General features: G+C 41.1%; 24 protein-coding genes and 3 tRNA genes. 14 read left to right on the top strand and 13 right to left on the bottom strand.

The window, feature by feature from the left end; genetic code table 11:
- Nucleotides 1-4 precede the first annotated feature (4 nt).
- The 7 genes from HMPREF0013_RS17335 (at nucleotide 5) to HMPREF0013_RS17305 (ending at nucleotide 7,930) form a co-directional block, all read left to right on the top strand.
- Nucleotides 5-1,390, top strand: a complete 1,386-nt coding sequence (locus tag HMPREF0013_RS17335; RefSeq protein WP_002115059.1) for an AAA family ATPase — start codon at nucleotides 5-7, stop codon at nucleotides 1,388-1,390.
- A gap of 295 nt (nucleotides 1,391-1,685) precedes the next feature.
- The gene (locus HMPREF0013_RS17330) at nucleotides 1,686-4,535 is read left to right on the top strand and encodes a monovalent cation/H+ antiporter subunit A (RefSeq protein WP_005804152.1); all 2,850 of its coding nucleotides are present in this window, start codon (nucleotides 1,686-1,688) and stop codon (nucleotides 4,533-4,535) included.
- On the top strand, nucleotides 4,532-4,900 hold the full coding sequence (locus HMPREF0013_RS17325) for a Na+/H+ antiporter subunit C (RefSeq protein ID WP_002115033.1): 369 nt from the start codon (nucleotides 4,532-4,534) through the stop codon (nucleotides 4,898-4,900). The genes HMPREF0013_RS17330 and HMPREF0013_RS17325 overlap by 4 nt, the downstream gene beginning before the upstream one ends.
- Nucleotides 4,900-6,711 carry a monovalent cation/H+ antiporter subunit D gene (locus HMPREF0013_RS17320; protein ID WP_002114796.1) on the top strand — a complete coding sequence of 604 codons (1,812 nt, stop codon included), beginning with the start codon at nucleotides 4,900-4,902 and terminating at the stop codon, nucleotides 6,709-6,711. Before HMPREF0013_RS17325 ends, HMPREF0013_RS17320 begins: the two co-directional genes overlap by 1 nt.
- Nucleotides 6,712-6,713: 2 nt before the next feature.
- Nucleotides 6,714-7,241 carry a Na+/H+ antiporter subunit E gene (locus tag HMPREF0013_RS17315; protein ID WP_005065887.1) on the top strand — a complete coding sequence of 176 codons (528 nt, stop codon included), beginning with the start codon at nucleotides 6,714-6,716 and terminating at the stop codon, nucleotides 7,239-7,241.
- Nucleotides 7,238-7,513, top strand: a complete 276-nt coding sequence (locus HMPREF0013_RS17310; protein ID WP_005065886.1) for a monovalent cation/H+ antiporter subunit F — start codon at nucleotides 7,238-7,240, stop codon at nucleotides 7,511-7,513. The genes HMPREF0013_RS17315 and HMPREF0013_RS17310 overlap by 4 nt, the downstream gene beginning before the upstream one ends.
- Nucleotides 7,514-7,525: 12 nt before the next feature.
- A complete protein-coding gene (locus tag HMPREF0013_RS17305) occupies nucleotides 7,526-7,930 on the top strand; it encodes a Na+/H+ antiporter subunit G (RefSeq protein ID WP_005065884.1) in 405 nt (134 codons plus the stop codon).
- A gap of 57 nt (nucleotides 7,931-7,987) precedes the next feature.
- On the opposite strand, the gene HMPREF0013_RS17300 is transcribed toward HMPREF0013_RS17305, so the two are convergent.
- The 9 genes from HMPREF0013_RS17300 to tpiA form a co-directional block, all read right to left on the bottom strand.
- A complete protein-coding gene (locus tag HMPREF0013_RS17300) occupies nucleotides 7,988-8,389 on the bottom strand; it encodes a ribosome-binding factor A (RefSeq protein ID WP_002114836.1) in 402 nt (133 codons plus the stop codon).
- Nucleotides 8,389-11,088, bottom strand: a complete 2,700-nt coding sequence (gene infB, locus HMPREF0013_RS17295) for a translation initiation factor IF-2 (RefSeq protein ID WP_005804148.1) — start codon at nucleotides 11,086-11,088, stop codon at nucleotides 8,389-8,391. Before infB ends, HMPREF0013_RS17300 begins: the two co-directional genes overlap by 1 nt.
- A gap of 10 nt (nucleotides 11,089-11,098) precedes the next feature.
- Nucleotides 11,099-12,583: a transcription termination factor NusA gene (gene nusA / locus HMPREF0013_RS17290; protein ID WP_002115134.1), complete on the bottom strand. Its 1,485-nt coding sequence runs from the start codon at nucleotides 12,581-12,583 to the stop codon at nucleotides 11,099-11,101.
- Between the two features lie 37 nt (nucleotides 12,584-12,620).
- Entirely contained in the window at nucleotides 12,621-13,145 is a 525-nt protein-coding gene (gene rimP / locus HMPREF0013_RS17285; RefSeq protein ID WP_002114922.1) for a ribosome maturation factor RimP, read from the bottom strand.
- Between the two features lie 215 nt (nucleotides 13,146-13,360).
- A tRNA-Met gene (locus HMPREF0013_RS17280) sits at nucleotides 13,361-13,437 on the bottom strand.
- Nucleotides 13,438-13,527: 90 nt separating this feature from the next.
- Nucleotides 13,528-13,604, bottom strand: a tRNA-Met gene (locus HMPREF0013_RS17275).
- Between the two features lie 38 nt (nucleotides 13,605-13,642).
- Nucleotides 13,643-13,727, bottom strand: a tRNA-Leu gene (locus HMPREF0013_RS17270).
- Nucleotides 13,728-13,783: 56 nt separating this feature from the next.
- Nucleotides 13,784-14,113 (bottom strand): preprotein translocase subunit SecG, encoded by a 330-nt coding sequence (gene secG / locus HMPREF0013_RS17265; RefSeq protein WP_002115012.1) that lies wholly within the window; start codon nucleotides 14,111-14,113, stop codon nucleotides 13,784-13,786.
- Nucleotides 14,114-14,125: 12 nt separating this feature from the next.
- Entirely contained in the window at nucleotides 14,126-14,920 is a 795-nt protein-coding gene (gene tpiA, locus HMPREF0013_RS17260) for a triose-phosphate isomerase (RefSeq protein WP_002114826.1), read from the bottom strand.
- A 291-nt stretch (nucleotides 14,921-15,211) separates the two neighbouring features.
- On the opposite strand from tpiA, the gene pilB reads away from it, so the two are divergent.
- Genes pilB through coaE form a run of 4 tightly spaced genes read left to right on the top strand, consistent with a single transcriptional unit; the run spans nucleotide 15,212 to nucleotide 19,635 of the window.
- Nucleotides 15,212-16,924, top strand: a complete 1,713-nt coding sequence (gene pilB, locus HMPREF0013_RS17255; protein ID WP_005804145.1) for a type IV-A pilus assembly ATPase PilB — start codon at nucleotides 15,212-15,214, stop codon at nucleotides 16,922-16,924.
- Between the two features lie 26 nt (nucleotides 16,925-16,950).
- Nucleotides 16,951-18,177: a type II secretion system F family protein gene (locus HMPREF0013_RS17250; RefSeq protein WP_002114869.1), complete on the top strand. Its 1,227-nt coding sequence runs from the start codon at nucleotides 16,951-16,953 to the stop codon at nucleotides 18,175-18,177.
- Nucleotides 18,177-19,037, top strand: a complete 861-nt coding sequence (locus HMPREF0013_RS17245; RefSeq protein ID WP_002114758.1) for a prepilin peptidase — start codon at nucleotides 18,177-18,179, stop codon at nucleotides 19,035-19,037. Before HMPREF0013_RS17250 ends, HMPREF0013_RS17245 begins: the two co-directional genes overlap by 1 nt.
- 1 nt (nucleotide 19,038) lies before the next feature.
- Nucleotides 19,039-19,635, top strand: coding sequence for a dephospho-CoA kinase (coaE, locus tag HMPREF0013_RS17240; protein WP_002115011.1), 597 nt, complete (start codon nucleotides 19,039-19,041; stop codon nucleotides 19,633-19,635).
- On the opposite strand, the gene HMPREF0013_RS17235 is transcribed toward coaE, so the two are convergent.
- The 4 genes from HMPREF0013_RS17235 to HMPREF0013_RS17220 all read right to left on the bottom strand — a co-directional run bounded on the left by HMPREF0013_RS17235 (nucleotide 19,632) and on the right by HMPREF0013_RS17220 (nucleotide 23,147).
- Entirely contained in the window at nucleotides 19,632-20,546 is a 915-nt protein-coding gene (locus HMPREF0013_RS17235) for a DMT family transporter (RefSeq protein ID WP_005804143.1), read from the bottom strand. The two genes, coaE and HMPREF0013_RS17235, sit on opposite strands and share 4 nt — an antisense overlap.
- Nucleotides 20,547-20,581: 35 nt before the next feature.
- On the bottom strand, nucleotides 20,582-21,331 hold the full coding sequence (gene rlmB, locus HMPREF0013_RS17230) for a 23S rRNA (guanosine(2251)-2'-O)-methyltransferase RlmB (RefSeq protein ID WP_005079348.1): 750 nt from the start codon (nucleotides 21,329-21,331) through the stop codon (nucleotides 20,582-20,584).
- Nucleotides 21,332-21,433: 102 nt separating this feature from the next.
- A complete protein-coding gene (locus HMPREF0013_RS17225) occupies nucleotides 21,434-21,760 on the bottom strand; it encodes a pyrimidine/purine nucleoside phosphorylase (RefSeq protein WP_002115102.1) in 327 nt (108 codons plus the stop codon).
- Between the two features lie 76 nt (nucleotides 21,761-21,836).
- Complete coding sequence (locus tag HMPREF0013_RS17220) at nucleotides 21,837-23,147, bottom strand: tetratricopeptide repeat protein (RefSeq protein WP_002114682.1); 1,311 nt, start codon at nucleotides 23,145-23,147, stop codon at nucleotides 21,837-21,839.
- Between the two features lie 114 nt (nucleotides 23,148-23,261).
- Between HMPREF0013_RS17220 and recN the strand changes: the two genes are divergently transcribed.
- The 3 genes from recN to ruvX all read left to right on the top strand — a co-directional run bounded on the left by recN (nucleotide 23,262) and on the right by ruvX (nucleotide 26,047).
- The gene (gene recN, locus HMPREF0013_RS17215; protein WP_005079353.1) at nucleotides 23,262-24,929 is read left to right on the top strand and encodes a DNA repair protein RecN; all 1,668 of its coding nucleotides are present in this window, start codon (nucleotides 23,262-23,264) and stop codon (nucleotides 24,927-24,929) included.
- A 123-nt stretch (nucleotides 24,930-25,052) separates the two neighbouring features.
- Complete coding sequence (locus tag HMPREF0013_RS17210) at nucleotides 25,053-25,607, top strand: YqgE/AlgH family protein (protein WP_002114753.1); 555 nt, start codon at nucleotides 25,053-25,055, stop codon at nucleotides 25,605-25,607.
- The gene (gene ruvX, locus HMPREF0013_RS17205) at nucleotides 25,607-26,047 is read left to right on the top strand and encodes a Holliday junction resolvase RuvX (protein ID WP_005804138.1); all 441 of its coding nucleotides are present in this window, start codon (nucleotides 25,607-25,609) and stop codon (nucleotides 26,045-26,047) included. The genes HMPREF0013_RS17210 and ruvX overlap by 1 nt, the downstream gene beginning before the upstream one ends.
- The last annotated feature ends 14 nt before the right edge of the window (nucleotides 26,048-26,061 follow it).

Raw genomic sequence — 26,061 nt, 5'->3', positions numbered from 1 at the left:
GCCTATGAAACTTAAATCTGTTCAATTTAAACATATTGCTCTGTTTCACGACCTTAAAATACACTTTCACTATGAAAAACAGCCAATCACCTTAATTTTAGGTGAACAGGCAACTGGTAAAAGTATGTTGCTCAAACATACTTACCATGCTTTAACTTGGCTCCCTGCTCGCCTTAAAGATTTGCGTAGTCCCGGTATTGTCATGCCTGATCAAGACATTACTCAGTCGCGTCTACAATCAAAAATTGAAGTGACCATTCAAGTTCCTTCTGAAATTGGTCATCTACCAGAAAGTACCTCTGCTCAGCAGGTAGATTCTTCGCTGTGTAGCTGGAAACTTTTTAAAACCTTAAATGCAAGCGGGATTGGAGTGAGCCAAGTTGAAACTCAGCAACTTGATCAAACCATGGCTCTTTATCAACAAGTCATAAAAAAAGATCCATTACAGGGGCTTCCCTTAATCGCTTACTACCCAACCGAGCGATTTGTAAATGATATTAATCTGCTTAATAAAAATTTACCCGGCATTACTCAAGCCATTTCAGCCTATGACATTAGTCCACTACCGTTTACAACTTTTACTCGCTTTTTTGAATGGTTACGAGAAATTAGCGATATCGAAAATGCTCAAGCTGCATATCTAGTACAACGGATTAGATCGAAACAATCAGATCAGCAAGATCAAACAGAATTATTAAATGAGCTTCAAAAAGAATTATCTGGGCAACCTAAACAGCTCACTTCACCCAATCTCTACGCCCTCAAGAATGCATTAAGTATAGTTCTGCCTGAGCTTAAAGATCTATATCTACAATATCAGCCTCGACTGCAACTCATGGTCGACTATGAAGATCAAACCTTACCTTTTCAGCAACTTTCAAATACAACAAAAACCTGGATTGCTTTAGTAGGTGATATAGCCCGCCGACTATGTCTGCTCAATCCTTTAAGCCTAAACCCTTGTCTTGAGGGGGATGGAGTTTTACTCATTGACCAGATTGATACACAGCTCGACTCAACGCATTGCTCCGAAATCTTAAATCGGCTTCATCAAGCATTTCCACGCCTACAAATTATTGCAACAGGAAGTCGTGAAGAGCTACTTGAACATGCCTCGACCTATCAATGCCTAAAATTAGAGCATGGTAAAATTAGCCATCTGGACCTAAATACGACCAAGCAACAGCTTGAACATATCTATACCTTACTTCAAAGAAGCGAACCTTTAACACCATCTATAGAAGCACAGCCTCTGAGTTTAATAGATCCAACACCAGCACAGATTGAGGTTTTATTTCAGCAGATTCAGGGGTTAAATGAACAACAAAAAAATGAATTATTAAAGATGATTCATGCGGGAGACACACCAGAAGAAAGCCCTTCGGTTTGAATTTTATAATCAAAAAAACCACACTCACAGAATATATGGTGGAGTACGGTTTTTTAGGCATTAAAATAACTAGATGTTGTTACTACATGTAATAACATCAGATTTTCAATGCTTTTTTAGTGTACAATAAATTTCATTTTGCGTTTTTATTCTTCAAGTTGCGCAATACAACTTGTTTCTCGCTTTATTTTCTAATTTGGTTGGGTTTTCGGAATAATAAGCTTTGGAACTCTCTTTGAATTCCTATCTATTCTGAAATTAAAATTTCACCTTTAGGTTTCGGCCTAAATCACATATGGATACGAGTGTGCTACCGATAATTATCTTATTACCGTTAATATTAGGCACCACCCTTGTTTCATTGCTTCAACGGTTCTCGCGTGGAGTAACGGCTTTAGGGGCAATTGGAGTCAGTTTAACCAGTTTTGGTTTATTACTGACTCAAGCTAAAACTGTGCTTGGTGGTGCAAGCATTCAACAAAGCTGGGATTGGCTACCTCAATTAGGGATCAATCTGAGCTTCAGGCTCGATGCTCTTGGTTTATTATTCTCTTTACTTATTACCGGTATCGGTACACTCATTTATATATACGCCTATTATTATTTAGGCCCTAAAAATTCATTAAGTAAACTCTATACGTTACTCATGCTGTTTATGGCAGCAATGCTGGGTATTTCGCTCTCTAATAATCTTATTATTTTATTAGTCTTTTGGGAGCTCACCAGTATTTCATCTTTCTTGTTAGTGGGTTATTGGAGTCATTATGAAGCTGCTCAACGTGGCTCTCGGATGGCACTCACCATTACAGGAATGGGTGGTTTAGCAATGCTAGGTGGATTTGTTCTCTTAGGACAAATCACTGGGACCTATGAAATTAGCGAAATCATGGGCATGAAAGATGCGATCCAAGCCCACGCTCTTTTTATTCCAATGTTATTGCTTATTTTGCTTGGCGCATTTACAAAGAGTGCTCAGTTCCCATTTCATTTTTGGTTACCTAATGCAATGGCGGCACCAACACCAGTGTCCGCTTACCTGCACTCTGCGACCATGGTAAAAGCCGGGATTTTCCTACTTGCCCGCTTACTTCCAATCTTTATAGGCGCTGCGATCTATCACAATATCGTTACGTTTGTCGGCCTATTTACGCTCTGTATGGCAGCGTGTTTTGCTATTTTCAAAGAAGATTTAAAAGGACTGTTAGCCTATTCAACCATTAGTCATTTAGGACTTATTGTTTGTTTACTCGGGATCGGTTCTCCTTTAGCGGTTGCCGCTGCTATTTTCCATATTATTAACCATGCAACATTTAAAGCAGCGCTGTTTATGCTTGCAGGGATTATTGATCATGAAACTGGCACACGTGATCTTCGAAAACTCAGTGGTATTTGGCAATTACTTCCTTTCACTGCCACACTCACCATGATCACCGCTGCCTCTATGGCAGGTGTACCACTTACCAACGGCTTTATTTCAAAAGAGATGTTCTTTACCGAGCTATTGGCAAATCTTTCAGGTTCAACGGTTATCTTTGCCAGCATCATTGCAACTCTGGCTGGTATCTTCGCAGTAAGTTATTCAATTCGCTTAGTACATGGTGTCTTCTTTGACGGCCCAATTGGCAAACAAGTGCCAAATAAAGACGCACATGAACCACCTATCGGGATGCGTGCTCCAGCCATTCTTCTTGCTGTGCTCTGTATCTTGGTTGGCGTTCTGCCTTCGTTATTGGTAGAACCACTGGTCAATAGCGTAACTAGAGCAAGCTTAATGCAACCAGAATTTGCGGGTACACACCTTGCAATTTGGCATGGATTCAACGCTCCTCTTGTGATGAGTATTATTGCTTTAGTAGGCGGTACGCTGTTCTACTTTGCCTTAGCAAAAGACGGCATGATTCGTAAAATTGACCTTGACCCACGTCTAGGCAAATTACAAGGCCGCATCTTATTTGATTTATTTTTAAAACATCTGCTGCTTACAAGCCGAAAAATCAAACAAAAAACTGAAAATGGTTCATTGCAAAGTTATTTGTTCTGGATCATTGCTTTTAGCATCATCATGGTCACTCTGCCTTTACTCAATCAAGGGCTGAGCACAGGTACACGTGAACTCACCCATGCTCCATGGATTGCTGTAGTTCTTTGGCTGACGTTGTTCTCAGGCTGTTGGATGATGCTCTGGTTCCACCATGAGCGTATTAAGGCAGTACTTATTAGTGGTGCAATTGGTCTAGTGGTAACGATGGTCTTCGTCACCATGTCAGCACCAGATTTAGCGCTGACTCAAATTACAGTAGACGTTGTAACGACTGTTCTTTTATTGATGAGCTTATCTTTACTTCCACAGCTCACGCCGTATGAATCTCGTCGTTCTAGACGTTTGAGAGATGCTGCCTTAGCAATTATTGGAGGACTAGGAATTGGCTGGATTACTTGGCTGATTTTAACCCGTGATCATAATTCAATTTCTTGGTTCTTTGCCCAACAGTCTTTACCACTTGGTGGTGGCTCAAATATTGTAAATGTCATTTTAGTTGACTTCCGTGGCTTCGATACCTTCGGTGAAATTACGGTATTAGGCATTGCTGCGATTGGTGCCCTATGTTTAATGGATGGTATGCGTGTACACGGCACCACCATGACGCAAGGCCTCACCTACCGTTTTAATCCTTCTCCGCTTATGTTCCGTATTACGGCCTCTTGGGTATTACCTCTAGCGCTTGTCGTCAGTGTTTATATCTTTTTGCGAGGACATAACTATCCAGGCGGTGGCTTCATTGCAGGTCTAATCACCTCAATGGCGCTAATCATTCAATATATTGCACTAGGTCAAGATCAAGCAGAACAGCTGTTAAAAGCGAAGTCTGGCCGCCTTTACGAAGTCTGGATTGGAACAGGATTAACGATTGCAGGTCTGACTGGTATAGCAGCATGGTTCTGGTTACGTCCGTTCCTCACAAGTGCTCATGTCTATGTTGAATTACCAATTCTAGGAAAACTACATCTAGCTTCAGCTGCAAGTTTTGACTTGGGTGTTTATATCACCGTTGTAGGCGCGACAATGTTGCTCATCTCTGTATTAGGCGACTCTCGTCATTCGAGTATGTCCGGTCCTGTACCACATCGGGAGGAATCATCATGATCAGTTTAGAATTCTTACTGGCTTCTGCTATTGGTTTACTTGTTGCCACAGGTATTTATCTGATTTTACGTGCTCGTACTTTCCCTGTTGTGCTCGGATTGGCTGTAATCGGTTATGCAGTAAACTTATTTTTATTTGCTATGGGTCGATTACAAATCAGCTCACCGGCAATTTTAACTGAAACAACAAAAATAACCGATCCACTCCCTCAAGCGTTGGTGTTAACCGCCATCGTGATCGGTTTTGCAACTACAGCGTTTATTGTACAACTTGCGCTACGTAGCCGTTATGAATCAGGTAGTGATCATGTTGATGCTAAAGAAGATGCTTCCCCAACATACGACCCACGTGAGGATGAGCCGTGATGTTTGATTTTTTATCTTTTTGGCAACAACACACGCCTATTTTTAGCATTCTCATCCCAGCATTTACTGCTTTTATCTTATTACTGTTAGGTAACCCTGGGGCAGGTGCTTTAAAAGATGACTGGCGCCAACCTTGGCGTCGTGGCATTAGCCTTATCTCAGCAATTGCCGGATTAATTACCGCTATTGTTTATCTTAGTTACGCCAGCACGGGGCAAATTACTGTTTACCAATTAAGTGAATGGTCAGCGCCATTTGGTATTGTGCTTGTACTCGATCGTCTTTCAGCTTTTATGCTGGCACTGACTTACGCATTAGCAGTACCAGTTTTATGGTATGCAAGTGATAACTGGGATACGCGTGGTCGCTATTTCCATGCCATGGTACATTTCCTATTAATGGGAATCTGTGGAGCATTTCTAACAGGCGACTTATTTAACCTTTTCGTCTTTTTTGAAATCCTGTTGATGGCTTCGTATGTGTTGCTCTTACATGGACAAGGCAAACCTCGTTTTCAGCTTGGCGTTCACTATGTCATTATCAATCTTTTAGCCTCTGCTCTCTTCTTAATTGGGCTTGGTATGATTTATGGCAGTGTAGGTAGCCTCAACATGGCGGATGTCTCACGTCTTATACCGACACTTGAAGCAGATCAACACAAATTAGCAGTCGCTGGTTCGTTACTTCTCTTTGTTGTTTTCGGTATTAAAGCAGCAATGCTTCCTGTCGGTTTTTGGCTACCAAAAACCTATGCCGTTGCAAGTACGCCTGTAGCTGCAATTTTCACTATTATGACTAAAGTCGGGATCTATTCTATTCTACGTGTAAATGGAACAGTATTTGACGATGCGCTTAGTCAAGAAATCTTAAAAAGCTGGTTATTGCCTATTGGCTTAATTACTTCTCTTTATGGGGTGATTGCAGCAATTGGAGCAGATCGTTTACGTCGATTTGTTGGCTTTATGGTCCTTTCTTCAATTGGTACCTTGCTTACAGCAATTGCCATGTCTAATACGCAGGCATGGTCTGGTGCTTTATATTACTTAGTGCACAGTACATTGATTGGTGCAGCTTTTTATCTATTTTGTGGATGGATCACTTCACAACGTGGAGATTTTAAAGATCATTTAAAAGTTGCCCCAAGAATCAAACAAGAAAAAGCAGCTATGCTGACTTATTTCTTGATTGCGATGATGATGGCTGGATTACCACCTTTTAGTGGTTTTCTTGGAAAAGTATTCATTTTACAAGCGACAGTTGAAGCTAGCTATCAAGGCTGGATTATTGGTGTTGTGCTTGTTGTGAGCCTATTAAGTATTATTGCACTCACACGTGTTGGTTTTATCTTATTCTGGCGCGCATCTGCTCCAGAACAAGATCCAATCCATCCAGCTTATATTCTTTATCGTGCTTTGCCGGAACGCGCACCACCACGTAACGATCAAGTCATCTATCTATTACTAGCTGGTTTAATCGCTTATGTTGTCTTTGCTGCACCAATTCAGCATTACACATTAAGCACCGCAGAGCAGATCCAAGACCATGCACTTTACCAACACTCTATTCTTAAAGTAGATCAAAACGGTGAAGTCATCAGTGTGCAACCATATGACCCAGCTTACTTACCAGAAACCAAGTATGGCGGTGAGGTTGAAGATCATAATGCTTATCTTGTTCCAGATATTATTTCGAAAGATACGTTCAATGGCGAACATATTTCTGAATATAAACAACGACAAATTCAGCAACAAGACAAACTCCAAACGCCTACCATTGTTGATGAAAGTCAATTGAAACCTATGGAGCCATAACAATGCAGTTAACTCATTTGCTTGAACGCTGGTTTCCACATCCATTTGTTTCGGTTCTCATCGTTTTATTTTGGTTGATGCTGGCGCATAGTCTTGATGCGAGTGATCTTTTGACTGCGATGCTTTTGGGCTTAATCATCCCTCGTTTAGTCAAACCGTTTATTACCCGCACACCGCATATTCACTGGAAACCTGCAGTTAAACTATGTTTTGTTGTTCTTTGGGATATTATTATTTCTAACTTTAAGGTCGCAAAACTTGTTTTGGGACCTACTAAAAAATTACACCCTAAATGGTATCGCGTACCTTTAGAGACAGAACATGAGCAGGTCAACACCTTACTGGCAATGATCATTACCACAACACCAGGTACGGTTTCTGCGGGTATCGATCAGGAACGCGGAGATATTCTGGTTCATGCTTTAAGCACAGATAATATCGAATCTGATATTCAAGACATCAAAGAACGTTATGAAATTCCTCTTATGGAAATTTTTGATGTGAAAAGTAAAACGGAGGCAAGTGCATGACAATCCTACCCTATGCTCTAGGTATTAGCTTGATTGCCGTTACAATCTCGATGCTACTTTGCCTTTTCAGACTGGTTATGGGCCCATCAATTGTAGACCGCCTTTTAGCGCTCGATACACTTTTCCTCAATGCAACTTGTCTTATTGTTGTGTTAGGCATTTATTGGATGACGACTTCTCTATTTGAAGGAGCACTATTGGTTGCGATGTTAGGTTTCGTATCTACAGCCGCCTTAGCACGTTACTTCACAACCGGTCATGTTATCGATTAAGGAGAGGTCAAAATGCAATTTACAATGGAAATTATTGTTTCGGTCTTTCTGGTTTTTGGCGCCTTCTTCATGTTAGTTGGCTCAATCGGTATGGTCCGTTTACCTGATTTATTCATGCGCTTACATGCGCCAACTAAATCGAGTACGCTCGGCTTAGGAAGCTTTCTGATCGCTTCAATGATCTTTTTTGCTTTCCAAGGTCGTTTCGGTTTTGCCGAGCTACTCATTACCCTTTTAGCTTTCATTACCGCACCAGTTTCGGCTAATTTGATTGCTCAAGCTGCGCTACATTTACGTTTACGCTCACTGAGTGGTGAAGTACCTGAAGCCATTGAACGCCCGCTCCCTTGGGACCGGTACAAAATTGGTCAACGCTTTTCACAAAACAAACCGCCAATGGAACCTCCTAAAGAATAAGAAATTGAATCAATAAAAAAGCCACCCGAAGGTGGCTTTTTTATTTTTGAGTTTTAATTACTCTTGGTCATCTGACTTACGTTCTGGTAAATCTTGTACCGCTTTTTCGATTAGACCAAACATATAGTTACCATATGCATTCGTCTTATCGTAATGGAAACGTAAGCGAGGCGTAATACGAGTCTTAATGCGACGGCTCAATTCATGACGCAAGAAACCAGAGGCTTTATTTAATACATCTAAAGTTTCTTTATTTGCTGCTTCACTTTGCTCATCGCCGAGTTCACGTCCCATAACGGTGACATAAACTTCAGCATAACCCATATCCGCACTGACTTTCACCGCAGAGATGGTCACTAGACCACCTAAGCGAGGATCTTTAAGCTCTTGACGGATCAGCTCAGACAACTCACGTTGTACTGAATCCGCCATGCGCTTTAAGCGTTGGCTACCCGCCATTAAAGACTCCGTTTAATCAATTGAACATCATACACTTCGATCTTATCTTGTGGTTTGATGTCTTTATAACCTTTCACCGCAAGGCCACATTCCATACCGGCACGAACTTCATCAACAACGTCTTTATAACGACGAAGAGATTCAAGCTCACCTTGGAAAATTACAACATCATCACGTAATACGCGAATCGGTTTATTACGATGTAATGTGCCTTCAAGTACCATACAGCCTGCGGCTGCACCAAACTTACTTGAGTGGAATACTTCACGTACTTCCGCAACACCCAAGATTGTTTCACGATGTTCAGGAGCAAGTTTACCGCTCATGGCATCTTTCACATCATCAATTAATTCATAGATGATGCTGTAGTAACGAATATCAATACCATCTTGGTCACTTCGTTGACGAGCAGTCGTATCGGCACGAACGTTAAAGCCTAACAATACAGCTTCTGAAGACTCAGCAAGGATTACATCAGACTCAGTAATCGCACCAACACCTGAGCTAATTACACGAACTTTTACTTCGTCAGTAGATAATTCATGTAGAGCAGCATTCAATGCTTCTAAAGTACCACGTACGTCTGTTTTCAAAACAACGTTCACTGTAGGAACATCTTTTTTGCCCATTGACGACATGATATTTTCAAGGCGCATAGCACTTTGACGATCAATACGTTTTTGACGCTCACGGTCAGCACGAGCATCGGCAACTTCACGCGCTTTCTTCTCGTCATTTACAACAAGAACTTCATCACCCGCCATTGGAGCATCTGGAAGACCCAGAATTTCTACTGGAATAGATGGTCCTGCTGATTTAATCGGCTTACCGTTTTCATCAGACATTGCACGGACACGACCATAAGATGAACCTGCAAGAACAAGGTCACCAATGTTTAATGTACCGTTTTGAACAAGAATAGAAGTTACTGCACCACGGCCTTTATCAACACATGCTTCAATAACAACACCTTGCGCAGCACCTTCAGCAGATGCTTTTAATTCCATCAATTCTGATTGAATAAGAATTAAATCAAGGAGTTCATCAATACCTTGTCCACTGTGTGCAGAAACTTTAGCAATCGGAACATCACCACCCCATTCTTCTGGAACGATTTGTTTCGTTGTTAATTCATTTAACACACGGTCTGGATCAGCAGATTCTTTATCCATTTTGTTGATTGCAACAATAATTGGAGTACCTGCTGCACGAGCATGGTCAATTGCTTCTGCAGTTTGTGGCATTACACCGTCATCTGCAGCAACAACTAATACAACGATATCTGTTGCTTTAGCACCACGTGCACGCATTGAAGTAAATGCCGCATGTCCCGGTGTATCAAGGAATGTAATAATTCCTTTGTCTGTTTCAACGTGATATGCACCAATATGCTGGGTAATACCACCTGCTTCCCCAGCCGCTACTTTCGAACGACGGATACGGTCAAGCAATGATGTTTTACCATGGTCAACGTGACCCATAATGGTAACAACTGGCGGACGAGTTGTTTGCTCACCACGAGCTTCTTCAGCTGCTTCAAGCAAGTTATCTTCCGCTTGTGTATCAGAAACTAAAACAGGGTTGTGGCCCATTTCTTCTACAACAAGTGCCGCTGTGTCTTGATCAATAGCTTGATCTTGATTAACCAATTCACCCATTTTCATAAGTGTTTTGATAACTTCACGTACTTTAATCGCCATTTTTTGAGCAAGATCGGCAACAACAATGCTTGAACCGATTTCTACATCATAAACTTGCTTTTTAACTGGCTTTTCAAATCCATGCTTATTCGCTTGGCTTGATTTTAAACCACGTTTGTTATGGTTAACAAAGCTTTGCTCTTCTTGACCACGACGACCACCTTTCTTCCCAGCACGTGGGTTAGTGGTTGCGCCACCGCGTTTAATTTCACGGTCTTCTTGCTTAAATGAATCTTCATAAGCTTGGCCAACTAGACCTGAAGCAAGTGGAGAATCATCAATCACACGAATTGTCGTAGTAGCATCGTCATTTGAATACTTAGACGCCATTTTGCGCATTTGTTCAAGTGTACGTTGCTGAGCTTCTTCAGCTGCTTTACGACGTGCAGCTTCTTCAGTTGCTTTTAACTGAGCTGACTGCTCTTCACGAGCTCTTTTCTGTTCTGGAGTTTCAGCTGGTTTTGGTGCAGGTTTAACTGTACCACCACCACGCTTTTTCACTACAACAGCAGCTTTTGGAGCTGTCTGTGCAGCACTATCTTGTTGATGAGCAGCACGCATCGCATCTAAAGTTGCTTTAGCTTTTTGCTCTGTTTGAAGACGCGCTTTTTGCTCGGCAGTTTCACGCGTTTGCTGTTCTACACGTGCTTTTGCTTCAGCTTCTGCACGTGCTTTTGCTTCAGCTGCAATTTGTTCAGGGTTTGGTTTAGCAAAAACCTGCTTTTTACGTACTTCTACGTTAATCGTTTTTGCTTTACCTGAAGTACTTGCAACTTTAGCGGTACTGGTTGTTTTACGTTTCAACGCAATTTTTCCTGTGTTACCACTTTCCTGACCATGAACTTTTTTCAAGTGATTGACCAAAGTATCCTGTTGTTCAGTGGTAATAATGTCGTCTGCTGTACGTTGAGGCAAACCTGCTTCACGAGCCTGTTCTAGGAGCTTCTCAACAGGACGTCCTACACTGAGAGCTAACTCTTTAATCGACTTGTCCGTCATATTTCATCTCCTAGTTAAACCATGATTCGCGAGCTTTCATGATCAATTGACCTGCTTTTTCATGACCAAGTCCTTCAATATCAGAGATATCGTCAGTAGCTTGATCTGCCAAATCGTCGACAGTAATAATACCGCGAGCGGCAAGCGAGTAAGCGATCTCAGAAGTCATGCCTTCCATAGTGAGAAGGTCTGCGCTCGGTTCTTGAATATTTTCTTGCTGTTTCAAAGCATCAGTAAGGGCTGCTTCTTTTGCACGACTTTGCAATAACTCAACCAATTCAGCATCAAGCTCAATTTCGTCAAAAGTTTCAGCAGGAACATAAGCAATCTCTTCTAAAGAAGTGAAACCCATTTCCACCAATGCCATTGCTAAATCTTCTTCAATATCGAGACGTGATACAAACATATCAAGATATTGCTGAGCTTCATTTTGCTGACGAGCACGATACTCTTCTTCAAGCATCATGTCGAGTTTGTAGCCAGTTAAATCAGAAGCTAAACGAACGTTTTGACCTTGAGAGCCAATCGCACGAGCTAATTGATCGCTGGTTGCAAAAATAATGTCGGCACTTCTTGCATCTTCATCAAGCACGATGCCTGAAACATCAGCTGGTTCTAATGCACTAGCAATGTATTGAGCCGGATCATCAGACCAGACCACTACATCAATACGTTCACCATTTAACTCTTGCTGTACAGCTTGAATACGCGTACCACGCATACCAATACATGCACCTACAGGGTCAATACGGTGATCATTTGTTTTCACTGCAATTTTAGCACGAACGCCCGGTTGACGTGCCGCTGCTTTAATTTCAATAATTTCTTCAGAAATTTCAGGAATTTCTTTTTTCATTAAAGCAATTAACATTTCAGGCTTAGCACGTGATAACAACAACTGAGCGCCACGACCTTCACGGTTAACATTATATAAAATAGCGTTTACACGTTGTTTTGGACGAAGAATTTCTTTTGGAATCATCTCTTCGCGTGCAAGATAAGCTTCTGCATTGTCGCCCAAGTCGATAATGAAGCCATCTTTGGTTTGTTTTTTCACTTCACCGTAAATTAACTCACCAACTTTAGACTCGTATGCATCAGCAACTAAAGCACGCTCAGCTTCACGAATTTTTTGTACAATAACTTGTTTTGCAATTTGTGCAGCAATACGACCAAACTCAATAGACTCTACTTCGAGTTCACGCACGTCACCAATTGACCATTTAGCTGGATCAACGTCAGAAATTGCATCTTGGCAAGCTGGCATTTCATGATCTTCATCTGCCACAACAGTCCATTGACGGAACGTACGGTAATCACCAGTTTTACGATCAATTTCTACACGAAGCTGAGCTTCTTCAGCATGCGTACCTTCGTAAAATCTTTTCTTCGTTGCAGCAACTAGAGCTTGTTCCAAAGCTTCGAAGATCGCTTCACGACTAACACCTTTTTCATTACTAACCGTTTCAACAACGGTAAGAATTTCGCGGCCCATAAGTCACCTACCGATTTCTTATAAAATTTAAATAAATTTAATCTTGATAGATCAAGTTTGCTTTATCGATATTGTTGCTGTCGATCACAAGCACATGCTTCCCATCAACTTCAACCTGAATTTCTTCATTTTCAAGGTCTACTGCGATAAGCTTTGCTTGAAATTTACGACGGTTTTCTACTGCTGCAATTAAACGCAAAGCAATTTGTTGTCCGATATAGCCTTGTAACTGTTCTAGTTGAAAAAATGGACGATCCCAACCTGGTGAAGAAACTTCTAATGAATACTCACCTGAGATTGGATCATGAACATCCAACATTGCGCCAACTTGTTGTGTTACACGCACACAATCTTGTACCCCAATACCACGGCCTAGCTCTACTTCGCCATCTTCATTAATTACAGGCTCAGCATCTTCACTTACCGCTTTATCGATATAAATACGCAATAATGAACGTTTACCTTGTGGGAGAAACTCGATTCCCCAAAGGTCGACACCACATGCTTCCACTGCAGGAACAATTAAGTCATGCAATGCTTGGGATTTATTTGATAATTTCATTTACTCTCGTCATTCTCGTGCGATTCAATCGGTTGTTTTAACCGACACAGACCTACTATAGTGAAGCATGACTATTTGACCAATTGATGTCGACACTACACGATAGCGATACGATAACCAATAAAAAAGGGCGTTAATCGCCCCTATTTAGCACAGAAAACAATAGTCCACTGTGCAAAAAGGCCCACCTGTCTGTGAGCCTCTTTTAAGAAACTTGGTAGCGGGAGCTGGATTTGAACCAACGACCTTCGGGTTATGAGCCCGACGAGCTACCAGACTGCTCCATCCCGCATCAACGTGCAAAAATTATATACAAATATCGAAAAAAGTCAATGTAAACTTATCTAATAATTCGCTTGATTAAGTTGCACCTTAATCAAATTGGTAGCGGGAGCTGGATTTGAACCAACGACCTTCGGGTTATGAGCCCGACGAGCTACCAGACTGCTCCATCCCGCATCAAAAAACTGCTTGCACTCAACTTTCTGGTTCAAAGTTGGTGCGGAAGGGGGGACTTGAACCCCCACGCCCGAAGGCACTACCACCTCAAGGTAGCGTGTCTACCAATTCCACCACCACCGCAGCTTGTGGGACGCATTCTAGTCCTTCCCACTGCAAAAGGAAAGCCCTATTTCGAATTATTGACTCGATTTTGGTGCATTTGGTGAAGTTTCAGGCGATGTCGTTTGAACAGGTGCTGTAGTTTGTACAGTTTTCAAGCTATATGCATCAGTAGTCTGTTTTTTCGCAAAAACAGCTAGAGTTAAACTCGTTACAAAAAACAACGCTGTTAAGATAGCAGTAAGTCGAGTAAGGAAGTTACCTGAACCTGATGCACCAAATACAGTTGCTGCTCCGCCACCGCCGAAAGAAGCACCGGCATCAGCACCTTTACCGTGTTGCACTAGAATCAAGGCAATCATCAGTACCGCTAAAATAATATGTACGATCAGTACAAAAGAGTGCATACCCTATCCTCGTTATTTACTTTGTGCAAAGGCTTGTACAATTTGATAAAAAGATACTGCATTTAGTGAAGCACCGCCTACCAACGCACCATTAATATCTGGACATGCCGCCAATTCGACCGCATTTTCAGCTTTTACACTACCGCCATATAAAATAGCAATATCTGAACCCGCTGAGGTAATCTGACTTAAACCTTCACGAATCTTAGCATGCATTGCCTGTGCATCTTGTGGAGAAGCAGTTTTACCTGTCCCAATTGCCCAGATTGGCTCATAGGCAATTACAATTTGCTTTTGCCACTGCTCAGTAGTCACTACAGGAGCAATATCACAAATTTGTTGCAATACAACTTGCTCTGCCAAACCTTGTTCACGTTGTTCGAGGCTTTCACCAACACAATAAATGACAGTCAAGCCCGCATTTAATGCATTTTGGAGTTTAGCTTTCAAAATTTCAACGTTATCGCCAAAAATATCACGGCGCTCAGAATGCCCAACCAGTACAAAATTAATTTGGCTATCTTTTAATAATTCTGCGCTGACTTCGCCAGTATACGCACCAGTACCCGCTACACGTGATACATCTTGTGCAACTGTATATACTGTTCTTGCAGCATCTTGCAATTGTGTTTGTACCATTGCAAGCGCAATAGAAACTGGAGCAACCCCTACATGACAGCTTTCATCTGCAATTTGGTTTTGTTGCAATAGTTGTTTAAATTCTTCTATAAGTTGTTTGGCATTGGCACGCATTGGGTTCATTTTCCAGTTGCCAACTACCCAAGGCGTAATCGTCGAACCCGACATACGGCTCACCTTTCATCAAAAATGCAGCACATTCTACACGCATTTATACAAATTTCAGATACTTTTCTTTAACGGCTTTGCCCATATCTTTTCTACTAATTGAAAACAGTTATAAAACTTTATCGAGTCTAAAGAATCGTCTTTCAAAAATTAATGAATAAAAACTTCGACTAGTTCAAGCTTTGGCGAGTGGATCAAGACCAGAGCATCATTTTCTCAGGTAGTAATTTTAGATAACAAAAGTATAATTTTTTATATACCAATTATAAACATATGAGCACAGGTAGGCAGATGTCAGTCATACATACATCTCCAAAATTTTCGGGGTTTTTTCGACGATTAGTCGAAGAAAAACATGTGTCGGCAGCGACCATGCAAACAGCTTTAGATGCAGCAAAGAGAGCTAAACGGGATACAGTTGCGTACCTGATTGAAGAGGTTCATCTCTCCCCTTCTTTATTAGCTGAAACAATTTCTATTGAATTTGCTGAACCATATTTTGATCTGGATGTTTACGATACAAGCCAAATTCCCAAAGATTTGGTCGATCAAAAACTGGTTTTAAAACATCGGGTCTTACCTCTCATCCAAAGAGGACAGATTTTATATGTCGCAACCAGCAACCCGAGTAATATTGAAGCGATTGATACCATTCGCTTTAATAGTAAGCTCATGGTTGAACCAGTTATTGTCGAGCACCATAAGCTTGAGAAAATTCTGGCGCAGCAATTTACCGAAGAAAGTAGCTTCGAATTTAGTGATGAAGAGTTTGATCTTGATGTAGACCTTGAAGCGCCCCCCTCACAAGAGGATGAGGAAGAAACGCCTCAAGGCGATGAAGCACCTATTGTTAAATATATTAATAAATTACTCATCGATGCAATTCGTATGGGGGCTTCAGACTTACATTTTGAACCATACGAGAAATCATATCGGGTCCGTTATCGAGTCGACGGCGTGTTACGTCAGATTGCAAATCCACCTTTGCAATTGGCTAACCGTTTGGCTTCACGTTTAAAAGTCATGTCTCAAATGGATATTTCCGAAAAACGAGTGCCTCAAGATGGTCGTATCAAGCTTAAGTTATCAAAGACTAAAGCAATCGATTTTCGTGTGAACTCACTTCCAACCTTGTTTGGTGAAAAACTGGTTCTGCGTATTCTCGATCCATCTAGCGCAATGCTCGGAATTGATGCTTTAGGATATGAAGAAGATCAGAAAGCTCTTTTTTTAGAAGCACTCGATAAACCACAAGGTATGCTTTTAATTACAGGTCCTACCGGTTCTGGTAAAACGGTATCTTTATATACAGGCTTAAATATTTTAAATACTGAAAGCTCTAATATTTCCACTGCCGAAGATCCAGTCGAAATCAACCTTGAAGGTATTAATCAGGTTAACGTTAACCCGAAAGTAGGTCTTACTTTTTCGGCCGCACTCAAATCATTTTTACGTCAAGACCCCGACATTATTATGGTCGGTGAGATTCGTGACTTAGAAACGGCTGAAATTGCGATTAAAGCTGCACAAACCGGTCACATGGTAATGTCCACACTGCATACCAATAGTGCGCCAGAAACACTTACTCGCCTACGTAATATGGGTGTTCCATCTTTTAATATCGCAACATCAGTCAACTTGGTTATTGCTCAACGTTTGGCGCGTCGGTTATGCCCACAGTGTAAAATACCTGCCGACATTCCTAAACAGAGCCTATTAGAAATGGGCTTTACCGACCAAGATTTAACCCATCCCGATTTTCAAGTTTTTCAACCTGTGGGTTGTAATGAGTGTCGTGAAGGCTACAAAGGTCGAGTAGGTATTTACGAGGTGATGAAAGTTACACCTGAAATTTCCAAGATTATTATGGAAGATGGCAATGCTTTAGAAATCGCTGCTGCTTCTGAAAAACTGGGGTTCAATAATCTGCGTCGTTCAGGGTTAAAGAAAGTCATGCAAGGTGTTACTTCCTTACAAGAAGTCAACCGCGTGACCAGTGAATAAAAGACAATTTAAAATAAGGATAATTCATGACTGTCAAAAAGGCACAAATGATGCCGACTTTTGCTTATGAAGGGGTTGACCGTAAGGGCATAAAAATTAAGGGCGAACTTCCAGCTAAGAATATGGCCTTAGCCAAAGTCACCCTACGCAAACAAGGGGTAACTGTCCGTAATATTCGGGAAAAGCGTAAAAATATTCTTGAGGGTTTGTTCAAGAAGAAAGTATCAACGCTCGATATCACGATTTTCACGCGACAACTTGCAACCATGATGAAAGCTGGTGTCCCACTGGTACAAGGCTTTGAAATTGTAGCGGAGGGTCTAGAAAACCCAGCCATGCGCGAGGTGGTACTCGGGATTAAAGGTGAAGTTGAAGGTGGTAGTACCTTTGCTTCAGCTTTAAGGAAGTATCCTCAACACTTCGATAACTTGTTTTGTTCTCTTGTAGAGTCTGGCGAACAATCTGGTGCGCTTGAAACCATGTTGGACCGTGTGGCAATTTACAAAGAAAAAAGTGAATTACTTAAGCAGAAAATCAAAAAAGCTATGAAATATCCAGCAACGGTTATTGTAGTTGCTGTGGTTGTTACTATTATTTTGATGGTTAAAGTAGTGCCTGTTTTCCAAGACCTGTTTTCTTCTTTTGGTGCAGATTTACCTGCATTCACCCAAATGGTCGTGAATATGTCGAAATGGATGCAGGAATACTGGTTCATTATGATTATTGTGATTGGAGCAGTGATTGCTGCCTTTCTGGAAGCCAAGAAGCGCAGTAAAAAATTCCGTGATGGATTAGATAAACTTACACTGAAACTACCTATCTTTGGCGATCTGGTTTATAAGGCGATTATTGCCCGTTATAGCCGTACTTTAGCCACCACGTTTGCCGCTGGTGTTCCGCTCATTGATGCGCTTGAGTCAACGGCTGGTGCAACCAACAATGTCATTTATGAAGAAGCAGTCATGAAAATTCGTGAAGATGTAGCTACAGGCCAACAACTTCAATTTGCAATGCGTGTTTCAAATCGTTTTCCATCTATGGCTATACAAATGGTCGCAATTGGTGAAGAATCTGGTGCACTAGACAGCATGCTCGATAAAGTTGCTACTTATTATGAAAATGAAGTTGATAATGCCGTTGATGGTTTAACTTCAATGATGGAACCTTTAATCATGGCAATTTTAGGGGTGCTCGTAGGTGGTCTAGTGATTGCTATGTATCTTCCAATTTTCCAAATGGGCTCAGTCATATAATGCAAGAAATTATTGCTTATTTTATTCAAAACTTAACTGCACTTTATATTGCAGTCGCACTATTGAGCCTATGTATTGGTAGCTTTTTGAATGTGGTAATTTATCGCACCCCCAAAATGATGGAACAAGATTGGCAGCAGGAATGTCAAATGTTGCTTAATCCCGAACTACCCATCATTGAGCATGAAAAGCTGACATTAAGTAAACCTGCTTCATCATGTCCTGCATGTCAGCAACCGATCCGTTGGTATCAAAATATTCCAGTTATAAGCTGGTTAATGTTAAGAGGAAAATGTGGCCATTGCCAACATCCTATTAGCATTCGTTATCCAGCGATTGAATTACTCACGATGCTATGTTCATTAGTAGTCGTCATGGTTTTTGGTCCAACCCTACAAATGCTTTGGGGGCTAGTGCTCACTTGGATTTTGATTGCTTTAACATTTATAGACTTTGATACTCAGCTACTACCTGACCGTTTCACCCTACCTTTGGCTGCTCTCGGCTTAGGTATTAATACCTTTAATATTTACACCTCGCCTAACTCAGCCATTTGGGGATATTTAATCGGCTTTTTATGTCTTTGGATTGTGTATTACTTATTTAAAGTGATTACAGGCAAAGAAGGTATGGGCTACGGCGACTTTAAATTGCTTGCCGCATTAGGCGCGTGGATGGGACCATTGATGCTGCCATTAATTGTGCTATTGTCATCTTTACTCGGTGCAATTATTGGCATCATTTTACTAAAATTACGTAATGATAATCAGCCCTTTGCGTTTGGGCCATATATTGCCATTGCGGGTTGGGTTGCCTTTTTATGGGGTGACCAAATTATGAAAATTTATTTGGGAGGTTAAGATGGCTTTTATTCTGGGAGTCACAGGTGGTATTGGCAGTGGAAAATCTGCTGCAACACAATGGTTTGAATCCCAAGGAATCCAAGTCGTCGATGCCGATATTGTTGCTCGCGAAGTGGTTGAAAAAGGCCAACCTGCCCTTCAAAAAATCCAACAAACTTTTGGAGATTGGGTGCTTCAACCCGACGGCAATCTAGATCGTCGTGCACTACGTGAATATATTTTTCAAAACCCTGAAGCAAGGCAAATACTTGAGAAAATCACGCATCCAGCCATTCGCCAATCTATTGTTCAACAGCTACAAAACCCCAAAAGTCCTTATGTGATTTTAGTTTCACCCCTACTTTTTGAAACCAACCAGCATGAATTGGTTAATCACACTCTATTAGTTGATGCGAGTGAACAAACTCAAATTCAGCGTGCAAGCCAGCGAGATGGGCAAAACCAAGAACAAATCCAGAAAATTATTGCAGCACAAATGCCACGCGAGCGTAAACGTGAACTTGCCAATGACATTGTGTTTAATGACGGATTACTCGAACATTTATATCAGCAATTAGAGCCTTTACATCAAAGCTATTTGAAGCGCGCCAACTAATCTTGCTTATTTTGCTGCTGAATCTTTTGTGCCAAGCTATCTTGTCGAAACCAGCGCCAAGGTTGTAAGGCACCTACTCCCATTCCAACCAAGCCCACAACAATCGATGGACTTAATGACTCATCAAGTAAAGGTACAGCTAAAATGGCAGCAATAAACGGCGCCAAAGTAACAATACTTCCCGTTTTAAAAGCACCAAGTCGCTGAATCGCTGCTACATAAGTCAAAGTTGCGATAATAACAACAAACACACCATGGAAAATACCCTCTATCGCTAGATGAACAGGACTGACTTCCATGAAATGTTTAGGTAAGAATAAAGCATACATGGGTAAGTAAATAATTGCAGACCAAATCGCAACACTCGCCATAGAGTGCCATGCGGAAAGTTTCCACTGTTTAAGTAATACAGTGAAAATGCCCCACCAAATCGCACTAATAAAAAGAAGTAAATCCCCCACGCCAAAAGCAGAAGCATTACCTTGCAACATCAACACACTCATGAGAGCCAAGGCAGTGATCATAATTGCCAGACTCACCCATGTATGCTTATCAAATGGCTGTCTAAATAAAATGTATGCTGCAATTGCAGTACAAATTGGAATACAACCATTTAAAAAAATGGCAGCATGTGCAGCGGGAGCATAGAGAAACGCGGTGTAGACGGTAAGACAATAAATAACTCCGCCAATGAGCGCCAAAATAACAGCGTGCTTACTCCATAAAAAAGCGAGATCTTTCTTATAGATCAGAATCGGCATCAAAATCAGGAAGGCGATAGCAAAGCGTAGTGCAGCAATGTCCCAAGCACTGATGTGCCATTGTGCATTTAAACGGGCAAAAAGTGTAAACCCGCCCCAAATGCACATGGTCACCAATACAAAAAAATAACCTTGCTTACGGGGAGACATATCAAGACTGCTTACAAACTAGAAAGGCAGCTAGATTATACCTCAGAACGCTGACGGCAAGCCTCATAAAGTGCCATACCTGTTGCCACACTCACATTTAGACTCTGTAAATTTCCAGACATCGGAATATAAACTTTATGATCACACTGCGCCTGTGTAATTGGGCGTAAACCCGTATCTTCTGCTCCCATTACGATCACGACTGGGCCAGAGAAATCACATTTTTGAATTGGCATTGCACTTTCATCAAGCATAGTGCCAATCACACGTGTATGAGTCGTCTCTTTGAGATGGGCTAATGTACGAGCCAAATTTGTTACTTGAATGAATTTAACTTTTTCAGCTCCACCCGCTGCAACTTTACGAGCTGTTGGGGTTAAACTTGCCGAACGATCACGAGGTACAATCACTGCTTGCACGCCCATTGCAGCAGCGGTACGGATGCAAGCCCCTAAGTTATGCGGGTCTGTCACCTGATCTAATGCCAGCAATAAAGCATCTGGGGTTTCAGCCAAGATCTGATCTAGATCTTTTTCATTTAAAGTCGGATGCGGACGTACTGCTGCAACCACGCCTTGATGAAACGGTAGACCTGCAAGCTTTTCGAGACTATCACGGCTTGCTTTTTGTACACTAATTCCAAAAGGCTCTGCCAATTGCAAAATCTTTTGCAAACGCTGGTCATCCCGTCCTTTTAAAGTAAACAGGGTTAGCACACGTTCCGGCTCAAGTTCTAACAATGACTCCACTGAATGAACGCCATAATAATATTCCGGTTTTGCCATGCATGACCTCTAACAACGTTTGAGCAAAAAAATAAAAATCCTGCAAAGCCAACTTCACAGGATTTCTTTGGGCATAGTGTACCCGATTTGAATAGGAATTTCTTAGCCTTCTAAATGGCACACGTAATCGAGTACTTCATCAGTTTCGATTTTAAAAAGACTATTACCAGGCACATAAAATGATTGGCCTGCACGGAACAACTCACTTTCATTACTGTCCGCGATTGTTACACGGCATTCACCTGAAATAATTTCCATACGCTCAGGAACATGGGTTTCAAAAGTTAAAGCTTGCTCAGTCGGCAAAATAACACCTAGTGTTTTTTTTGTTCCATCTTCAAATTGCACGGTATGGCTGATACATGCTCCACCAAAATAAACGTTTGATTTTTTGATGACCGTTACATGATCAAATTGGGTTGAACTCATGCACACTCTCCAGATAATGCCGTATTTATATAAATTATGATGAATGTAGTTTAATTGTGCCTAAATAACTAATCAATCAGTTTTCATACGGATAGACTTGTAATTTCCACTGCTGTGCCTGAATTTTTTTGGCAAAAGCATAAGGTAAGTTAATCTCAATATTTCGACTATTCGACACAATTGCATCGTATCTGCAAACTTCGACCTGATTTTCATCTAGAAGTACCCAACACACTCTCTGTGCAGTTGGATGGGCAACTGCTGTAGCAACTACCGGTGAACCGTCATTCATTCCTACATGAAAATTTTCGCTGTCGTTTTGCATTAACGCCAGATCATAAACTGGAAAATCGATAGCTTCTGAATCGAATTGCTGGCTATCGTGTATAAGCACACTTTGTTTTAAAGTCGGCCAAATACAGTAGCGCAAATAATGCTGATCCATCACCCGATTATCCAGATAACGTCCGGTGGCAACATAATCCCTGATATGTGCTTCAATATTATGAAAAATCCCCGTACATCCACCCCACATTCCCGCCAAAATTAACTCGGTATGAGAATAATTGTCTCGCATTAAGTGAAACCATTTATCACTCTTGAGCCAAGCGTCTACAGCTGCTTTTTCGCGGTGCGAGACAATGGAGTCGGCATCACGTATCAGAAAACGCTTAATTGTCGGATCATCCATTACAAAAAAGCGCCAAAACAAACCAGATAGCTGTTTTTGAGAATCTGTAACCTGAATAACTTGCGCGCCCTTCTCTTTTAAACGCTGTTGCACCAGTACTGGCACAGTATCATCGACATAAAAGCGACACGTCCATTCAGGATAAATTTGTTTGGCTAACTGAATATTTAAAATAGAAGTTTCACAATAGCGAGGATTTCCCCCAAACAAAGAAAAAGCAATAATATTTTCTTGAGGGTTTGCACTAAAGGTTAGTGGTACCTGATCTGGAATTGCCAAAACAGGTTCGCTCTTCGCTAGTTCTTTTTTAGTTGCAATTGCCAAGCGTCCAAATTTGATTGTTTCTTCTTTTTTATTTAAATGATGACAAACTTCTGTGAGTCCATCATATAAGTTTGTATTTACATTAGCTCCACTTGCTTGAATCGCTTGTAAATAATGTTGATAGGCATCGTTATAACGGCCTAAGCGTAATTCGGTATAAGCTAAATCTGATAAGGCGCCAGCATGCTTGGGAACCAAATTAACAGCTTGTTTAACATGTTGATAAGCTTTGGCATAATCCCCTTTTGCTGCTGCCTGTTTAAATGCATTAAAATGCTGATTTAAAATTTTATTCATTTCTGCAGGATTGTTTTTTTTATGGCGGTTGATCATCCCTATTGGTGGTTTCGGTAAGCTTAATGTTTTTTTCATTGTAAATATCCGCAATCTTGCTGTTCTATAATTTCAGTTAGAATAATAGATCACTTGTAGCAAATTCAAAACTTCTCTATCTTTAACCCATAATTTGGCGCGTTGGATGCGTTTATGCTCACACATTTAACTTTAATTAATTTTGCATTAGCTGATCATTTGGCTATTGATATAGAACAAGGATTTAATGTTCTAACAGGCGAAACAGGTGCCGGAAAATCATTATTACTGGATGCACTCTCTGCCTGCCTAGGGGAACGTACAGATACAAATTATGTCCGTTATGGTTCGGACAAAGCGGATATTACCGCTGTTTTTACCTATCAAAATAATAGTCCTGAAGCAAAATGGCTCCAAGACCACGAACTAGATGATGATTCTGGGGAAATTCATTTACGTCGTGTTATTTTTGCAACTGGCCGTAGTAAAGCATGGGTCAATGGACGCCCAAGTAGTCTATCTGAACTCAAAGAATTAGGCCGTTTGCTCGTTCAGCTCTATAGTCAGCACAGCCAGCAGCAGCTGCTTGAACCGCCTTATCCAAAGCATTGGCTAGATCGTTATAACAATTTTTATGCTGAAGCAAATGATGTACGTGAAGCCTATAGCACATGGCAACGTACCATTCGTTTGCATCAAGCAGCCTTAGATGCACAAGCAACCCGACTGCAACGTATTGGTACTTTAGAGCATCAAATTGAAGAGCTCGAAGAGGTCATTCAAACTGACTATAAAGAAATTGAGCAAGAGTTCGATCGCCTCAGTCATCATGAACATATCATGCAAGATTGTAGCTATAGCCTAAATGTGCTTGATGAAGCTGAGCAAAACATTACTCAAGAAATGTCTTCGATTATTCGTAGATTAGAATCCCACGCGGGGCGTAGCGAACAACTTTCTGAGATCTATAATTCTTTACTGAATGCTCAAAGTGAAATAGATGATGCAACAGCAAACTTGCGTCAATTTATTGATCGTCAAAGCTTTGATCCTGAACGAATGGAAGAACTAAACTCCAAGTTGGAAGTTTTCCATCGTTTAGCACGTAAATACCGAACTCAACCAGAAACGCTTAAAGAAGAATATGAAGCTTGGCAAAGCGAGCTTGAGCAATTACATCAACTTGAAGACCCAGAAACACTGGCAGAACAAGTTGAGAAGTCGCATAAGGAGTTCTTAGAGAAAGCTCAGCATTTAGACAACATTCGTCGTGAAGCTGCTGCTCCACTTGCTAAACAATTAACCGAACAAGTCAAACCTTTAGCACTACCAGAAGCACATTTTGAGTTTAAGTTTGAACCATTAGAGCAACCTACCGCTGAAGGCTTAAGCTTTATTCAGCTGTTATTTACTGCCAATAAGGGTATTCCTCCACAACCATTAGCACGCGTCGCTTCAGGTGGTGAACTTTCACGTATTGCGTTAGTTATGCAAGTCATGAACGCTGAAAAAACCGAAGCAGAAGTGTTAGTGTTTGATGAAATTGATGTCGGGATTAGTGGTGGTACAGCAGAAGTTGTGGGACGTTTACTTGCCGACTTAGCCCAACATGTTCAACTTTTATGTATTACCCATCAGGCACAAGTTGCTGCACAATCAGATCAGCATTTATTAGTTAAAAAGCAACAAACTGATCCGGCAAGCAGTACAATTGTGGAACTAGACGAAAATCAAATCATTTTTGAGTTAGCTCGCATGTCAGGTGGTGTTGAAATTAATGAAACAACCTTGCAACACGCAAAACAATTACGCCAACTTAAATTTCAGGCTTCTTCAAATTAATAAAAAATGAGAGAAAAAGATTGGCGAAATCCGATTAACTCTTGTATGTTGATAAAAAGAACCTATATAGATAAAAGGGTCGAGAGACCCTCTAGTGACATTTTTTGAGGGAGAACCGCTTAGGTGACCAAACAATATCTGACTCACCGTTGTCTGATTGCCCCGCCAGAAATGGCAGATGACTTTTTCGCAAACACTGTAATTTATCTTGCCCGTCATGATGAAGAAGGTGCTCAAGGCATTATTATTAACCGCCCTTCCGGCATTCAAATTAAAGAATTACTCAATGATCTCGACATTGAAGCAGACAATGTAAATCCACATGTGGTTTTACAAGGTGGGCCATTACGTCCCGAGGCTGGATTCGTTCTTCATACTGGACAACCGACATGGCATTCATCTATTGCTGTAGGTGAAAATGTTTGTATTACTACCAGTAAAGATATTCTTGATGCGATTGCCCACAATGAAGGTGTTGGTCGATATCAAATTGCTTTAGGTTATGCGAGCTGGGGTAAAAACCAGTTAGAAGATGAAATTACGCGCGGTGACTGGCTCATTTGTGATGCCGATATGGATCTGATTTTTAACCTGCCTTATGACGATCGTTGGGATGCAGCTTATAAAAAGATCGGTGTAGATCGTGCATGGTTAGCATCTGAAATCGGACATGCTTAATGACCGAAATACAATCAAAATCGATTATGGCTTTTGACTTTGGTACTCAAAAAATGGGAATGGCGATTGGCCAGTCTTCAATTGAAAGTACCAATCCCCTCCCTCTATTTGTGATGAAAGATGGTATTCCAAACTGGGATCAGCTCTTAAAAATCGTGAAAGAATGGCAACCTGATCTATTTTTGGTTGGTTTGCCTTTGAATATGGATGATAGCGAGTCAGAACTTTCTACACGTGCCCGCAAATTTGCGAGACGTTTACGCCATCAAACCAATATTGAAACATTAATGGTAGATGAGCGTTTAACTACACGTGAAGCACGAGAAGAACTCGGTTTCTACCAAGAGCAAGGTCGAGCAAAAAAACTTTCTGCAGATAGTTTTGCAGCCGCCTTACTCATTCAGAGTTGGTATCGAAATCCGGTCGGTTTGACCCCGTAATATTAAAAAGGAAG

It is taken from the genome of Acinetobacter sp. SH024 (genome assembly GCF_000163635.1).
GTDB classification, from domain to species: domain Bacteria; phylum Pseudomonadota; class Gammaproteobacteria; order Pseudomonadales; family Moraxellaceae; genus Acinetobacter; species Acinetobacter pittii.
The sequence above is the reverse complement of the archived record's forward strand: the minus strand, read 5'-3'. Positions and strand labels throughout refer to the sequence as shown.

Bases quoted from the DNA above. Each gene is read 5' to 3' on its own strand.
- HMPREF0013_RS17235 (WP_005804143.1), bottom strand. From the start codon at position 20,546: ATGTCTCCCCGTAAGCAAGGTTATTTTTTTGTATTGGTGACCATGTGC.
- HMPREF0013_RS17250 (WP_002114869.1), top strand. From the start codon at position 16,951: ATGACTGTCAAAAAGGCACAAATGATGCCGACTTTTGCTTATGAAGGG.
- ruvX (WP_005804138.1), top strand. From the start codon at position 25,607: ATGACCGAAATACAATCAAAATCGATTATGGCTTTTGACTTTGGTACT.
- HMPREF0013_RS17300 (WP_002114836.1), bottom strand. From the start codon at position 8,389: ATGGCGGGTAGCCAACGCTTAAAGCGCATGGCGGATTCAGTACAACGT.
- HMPREF0013_RS17220 (WP_002114682.1), bottom strand. From the start codon at position 23,147: ATGAAAAAAACATTAAGCTTACCGAAACCACCAATAGGGATGATCAAC.
- coaE (WP_002115011.1), top strand. From the start codon at position 19,039: ATGGCTTTTATTCTGGGAGTCACAGGTGGTATTGGCAGTGGAAAATCT.
- rlmB (WP_005079348.1), bottom strand. From the start codon at position 21,331: ATGGCAAAACCGGAATATTATTATGGCGTTCATTCAGTGGAGTCATTG.
- HMPREF0013_RS17320 (WP_002114796.1), top strand. From the start codon at position 4,900: ATGTTTGATTTTTTATCTTTTTGGCAACAACACACGCCTATTTTTAGC.
- tpiA (WP_002114826.1), bottom strand. From the start codon at position 14,920: ATGTCGGGTTCGACGATTACGCCTTGGGTAGTTGGCAACTGGAAAATG.
- HMPREF0013_RS17335 (WP_002115059.1), top strand. From the start codon at position 5: ATGAAACTTAAATCTGTTCAATTTAAACATATTGCTCTGTTTCACGAC.
- rimP (WP_002114922.1), bottom strand. From the start codon at position 13,145: ATGAAATTATCAAATAAATCCCAAGCATTGCATGACTTAATTGTTCCT.
- HMPREF0013_RS17305 (WP_005065884.1), top strand. From the start codon at position 7,526: ATGCAATTTACAATGGAAATTATTGTTTCGGTCTTTCTGGTTTTTGGC.
- pilB (WP_005804145.1), top strand. From the start codon at position 15,212: ATGTCAGTCATACATACATCTCCAAAATTTTCGGGGTTTTTTCGACGA.
- HMPREF0013_RS17225 (WP_002115102.1), bottom strand. From the start codon at position 21,760: ATGAGTTCAACCCAATTTGATCATGTAACGGTCATCAAAAAATCAAAC.
- recN (WP_005079353.1), top strand. From the start codon at position 23,262: ATGCTCACACATTTAACTTTAATTAATTTTGCATTAGCTGATCATTTG.
- infB (WP_005804148.1), bottom strand. From the start codon at position 11,088: ATGACGGACAAGTCGATTAAAGAGTTAGCTCTCAGTGTAGGACGTCCT.
- HMPREF0013_RS17325 (WP_002115033.1), top strand. From the start codon at position 4,532: ATGATCAGTTTAGAATTCTTACTGGCTTCTGCTATTGGTTTACTTGTT.
- nusA (WP_002115134.1), bottom strand. From the start codon at position 12,583: ATGGGCCGCGAAATTCTTACCGTTGTTGAAACGGTTAGTAATGAAAAA.
- HMPREF0013_RS17330 (WP_005804152.1), top strand. From the start codon at position 1,686: ATGGATACGAGTGTGCTACCGATAATTATCTTATTACCGTTAATATTA.
- secG (WP_002115012.1), bottom strand. From the start codon at position 14,113: ATGCACTCTTTTGTACTGATCGTACATATTATTTTAGCGGTACTGATG.
- HMPREF0013_RS17245 (WP_002114758.1), top strand. From the start codon at position 18,177: ATGCAAGAAATTATTGCTTATTTTATTCAAAACTTAACTGCACTTTAT.
- HMPREF0013_RS17315 (WP_005065887.1), top strand. From the start codon at position 6,714: ATGCAGTTAACTCATTTGCTTGAACGCTGGTTTCCACATCCATTTGTT.
- HMPREF0013_RS17310 (WP_005065886.1), top strand. From the start codon at position 7,238: ATGACAATCCTACCCTATGCTCTAGGTATTAGCTTGATTGCCGTTACA.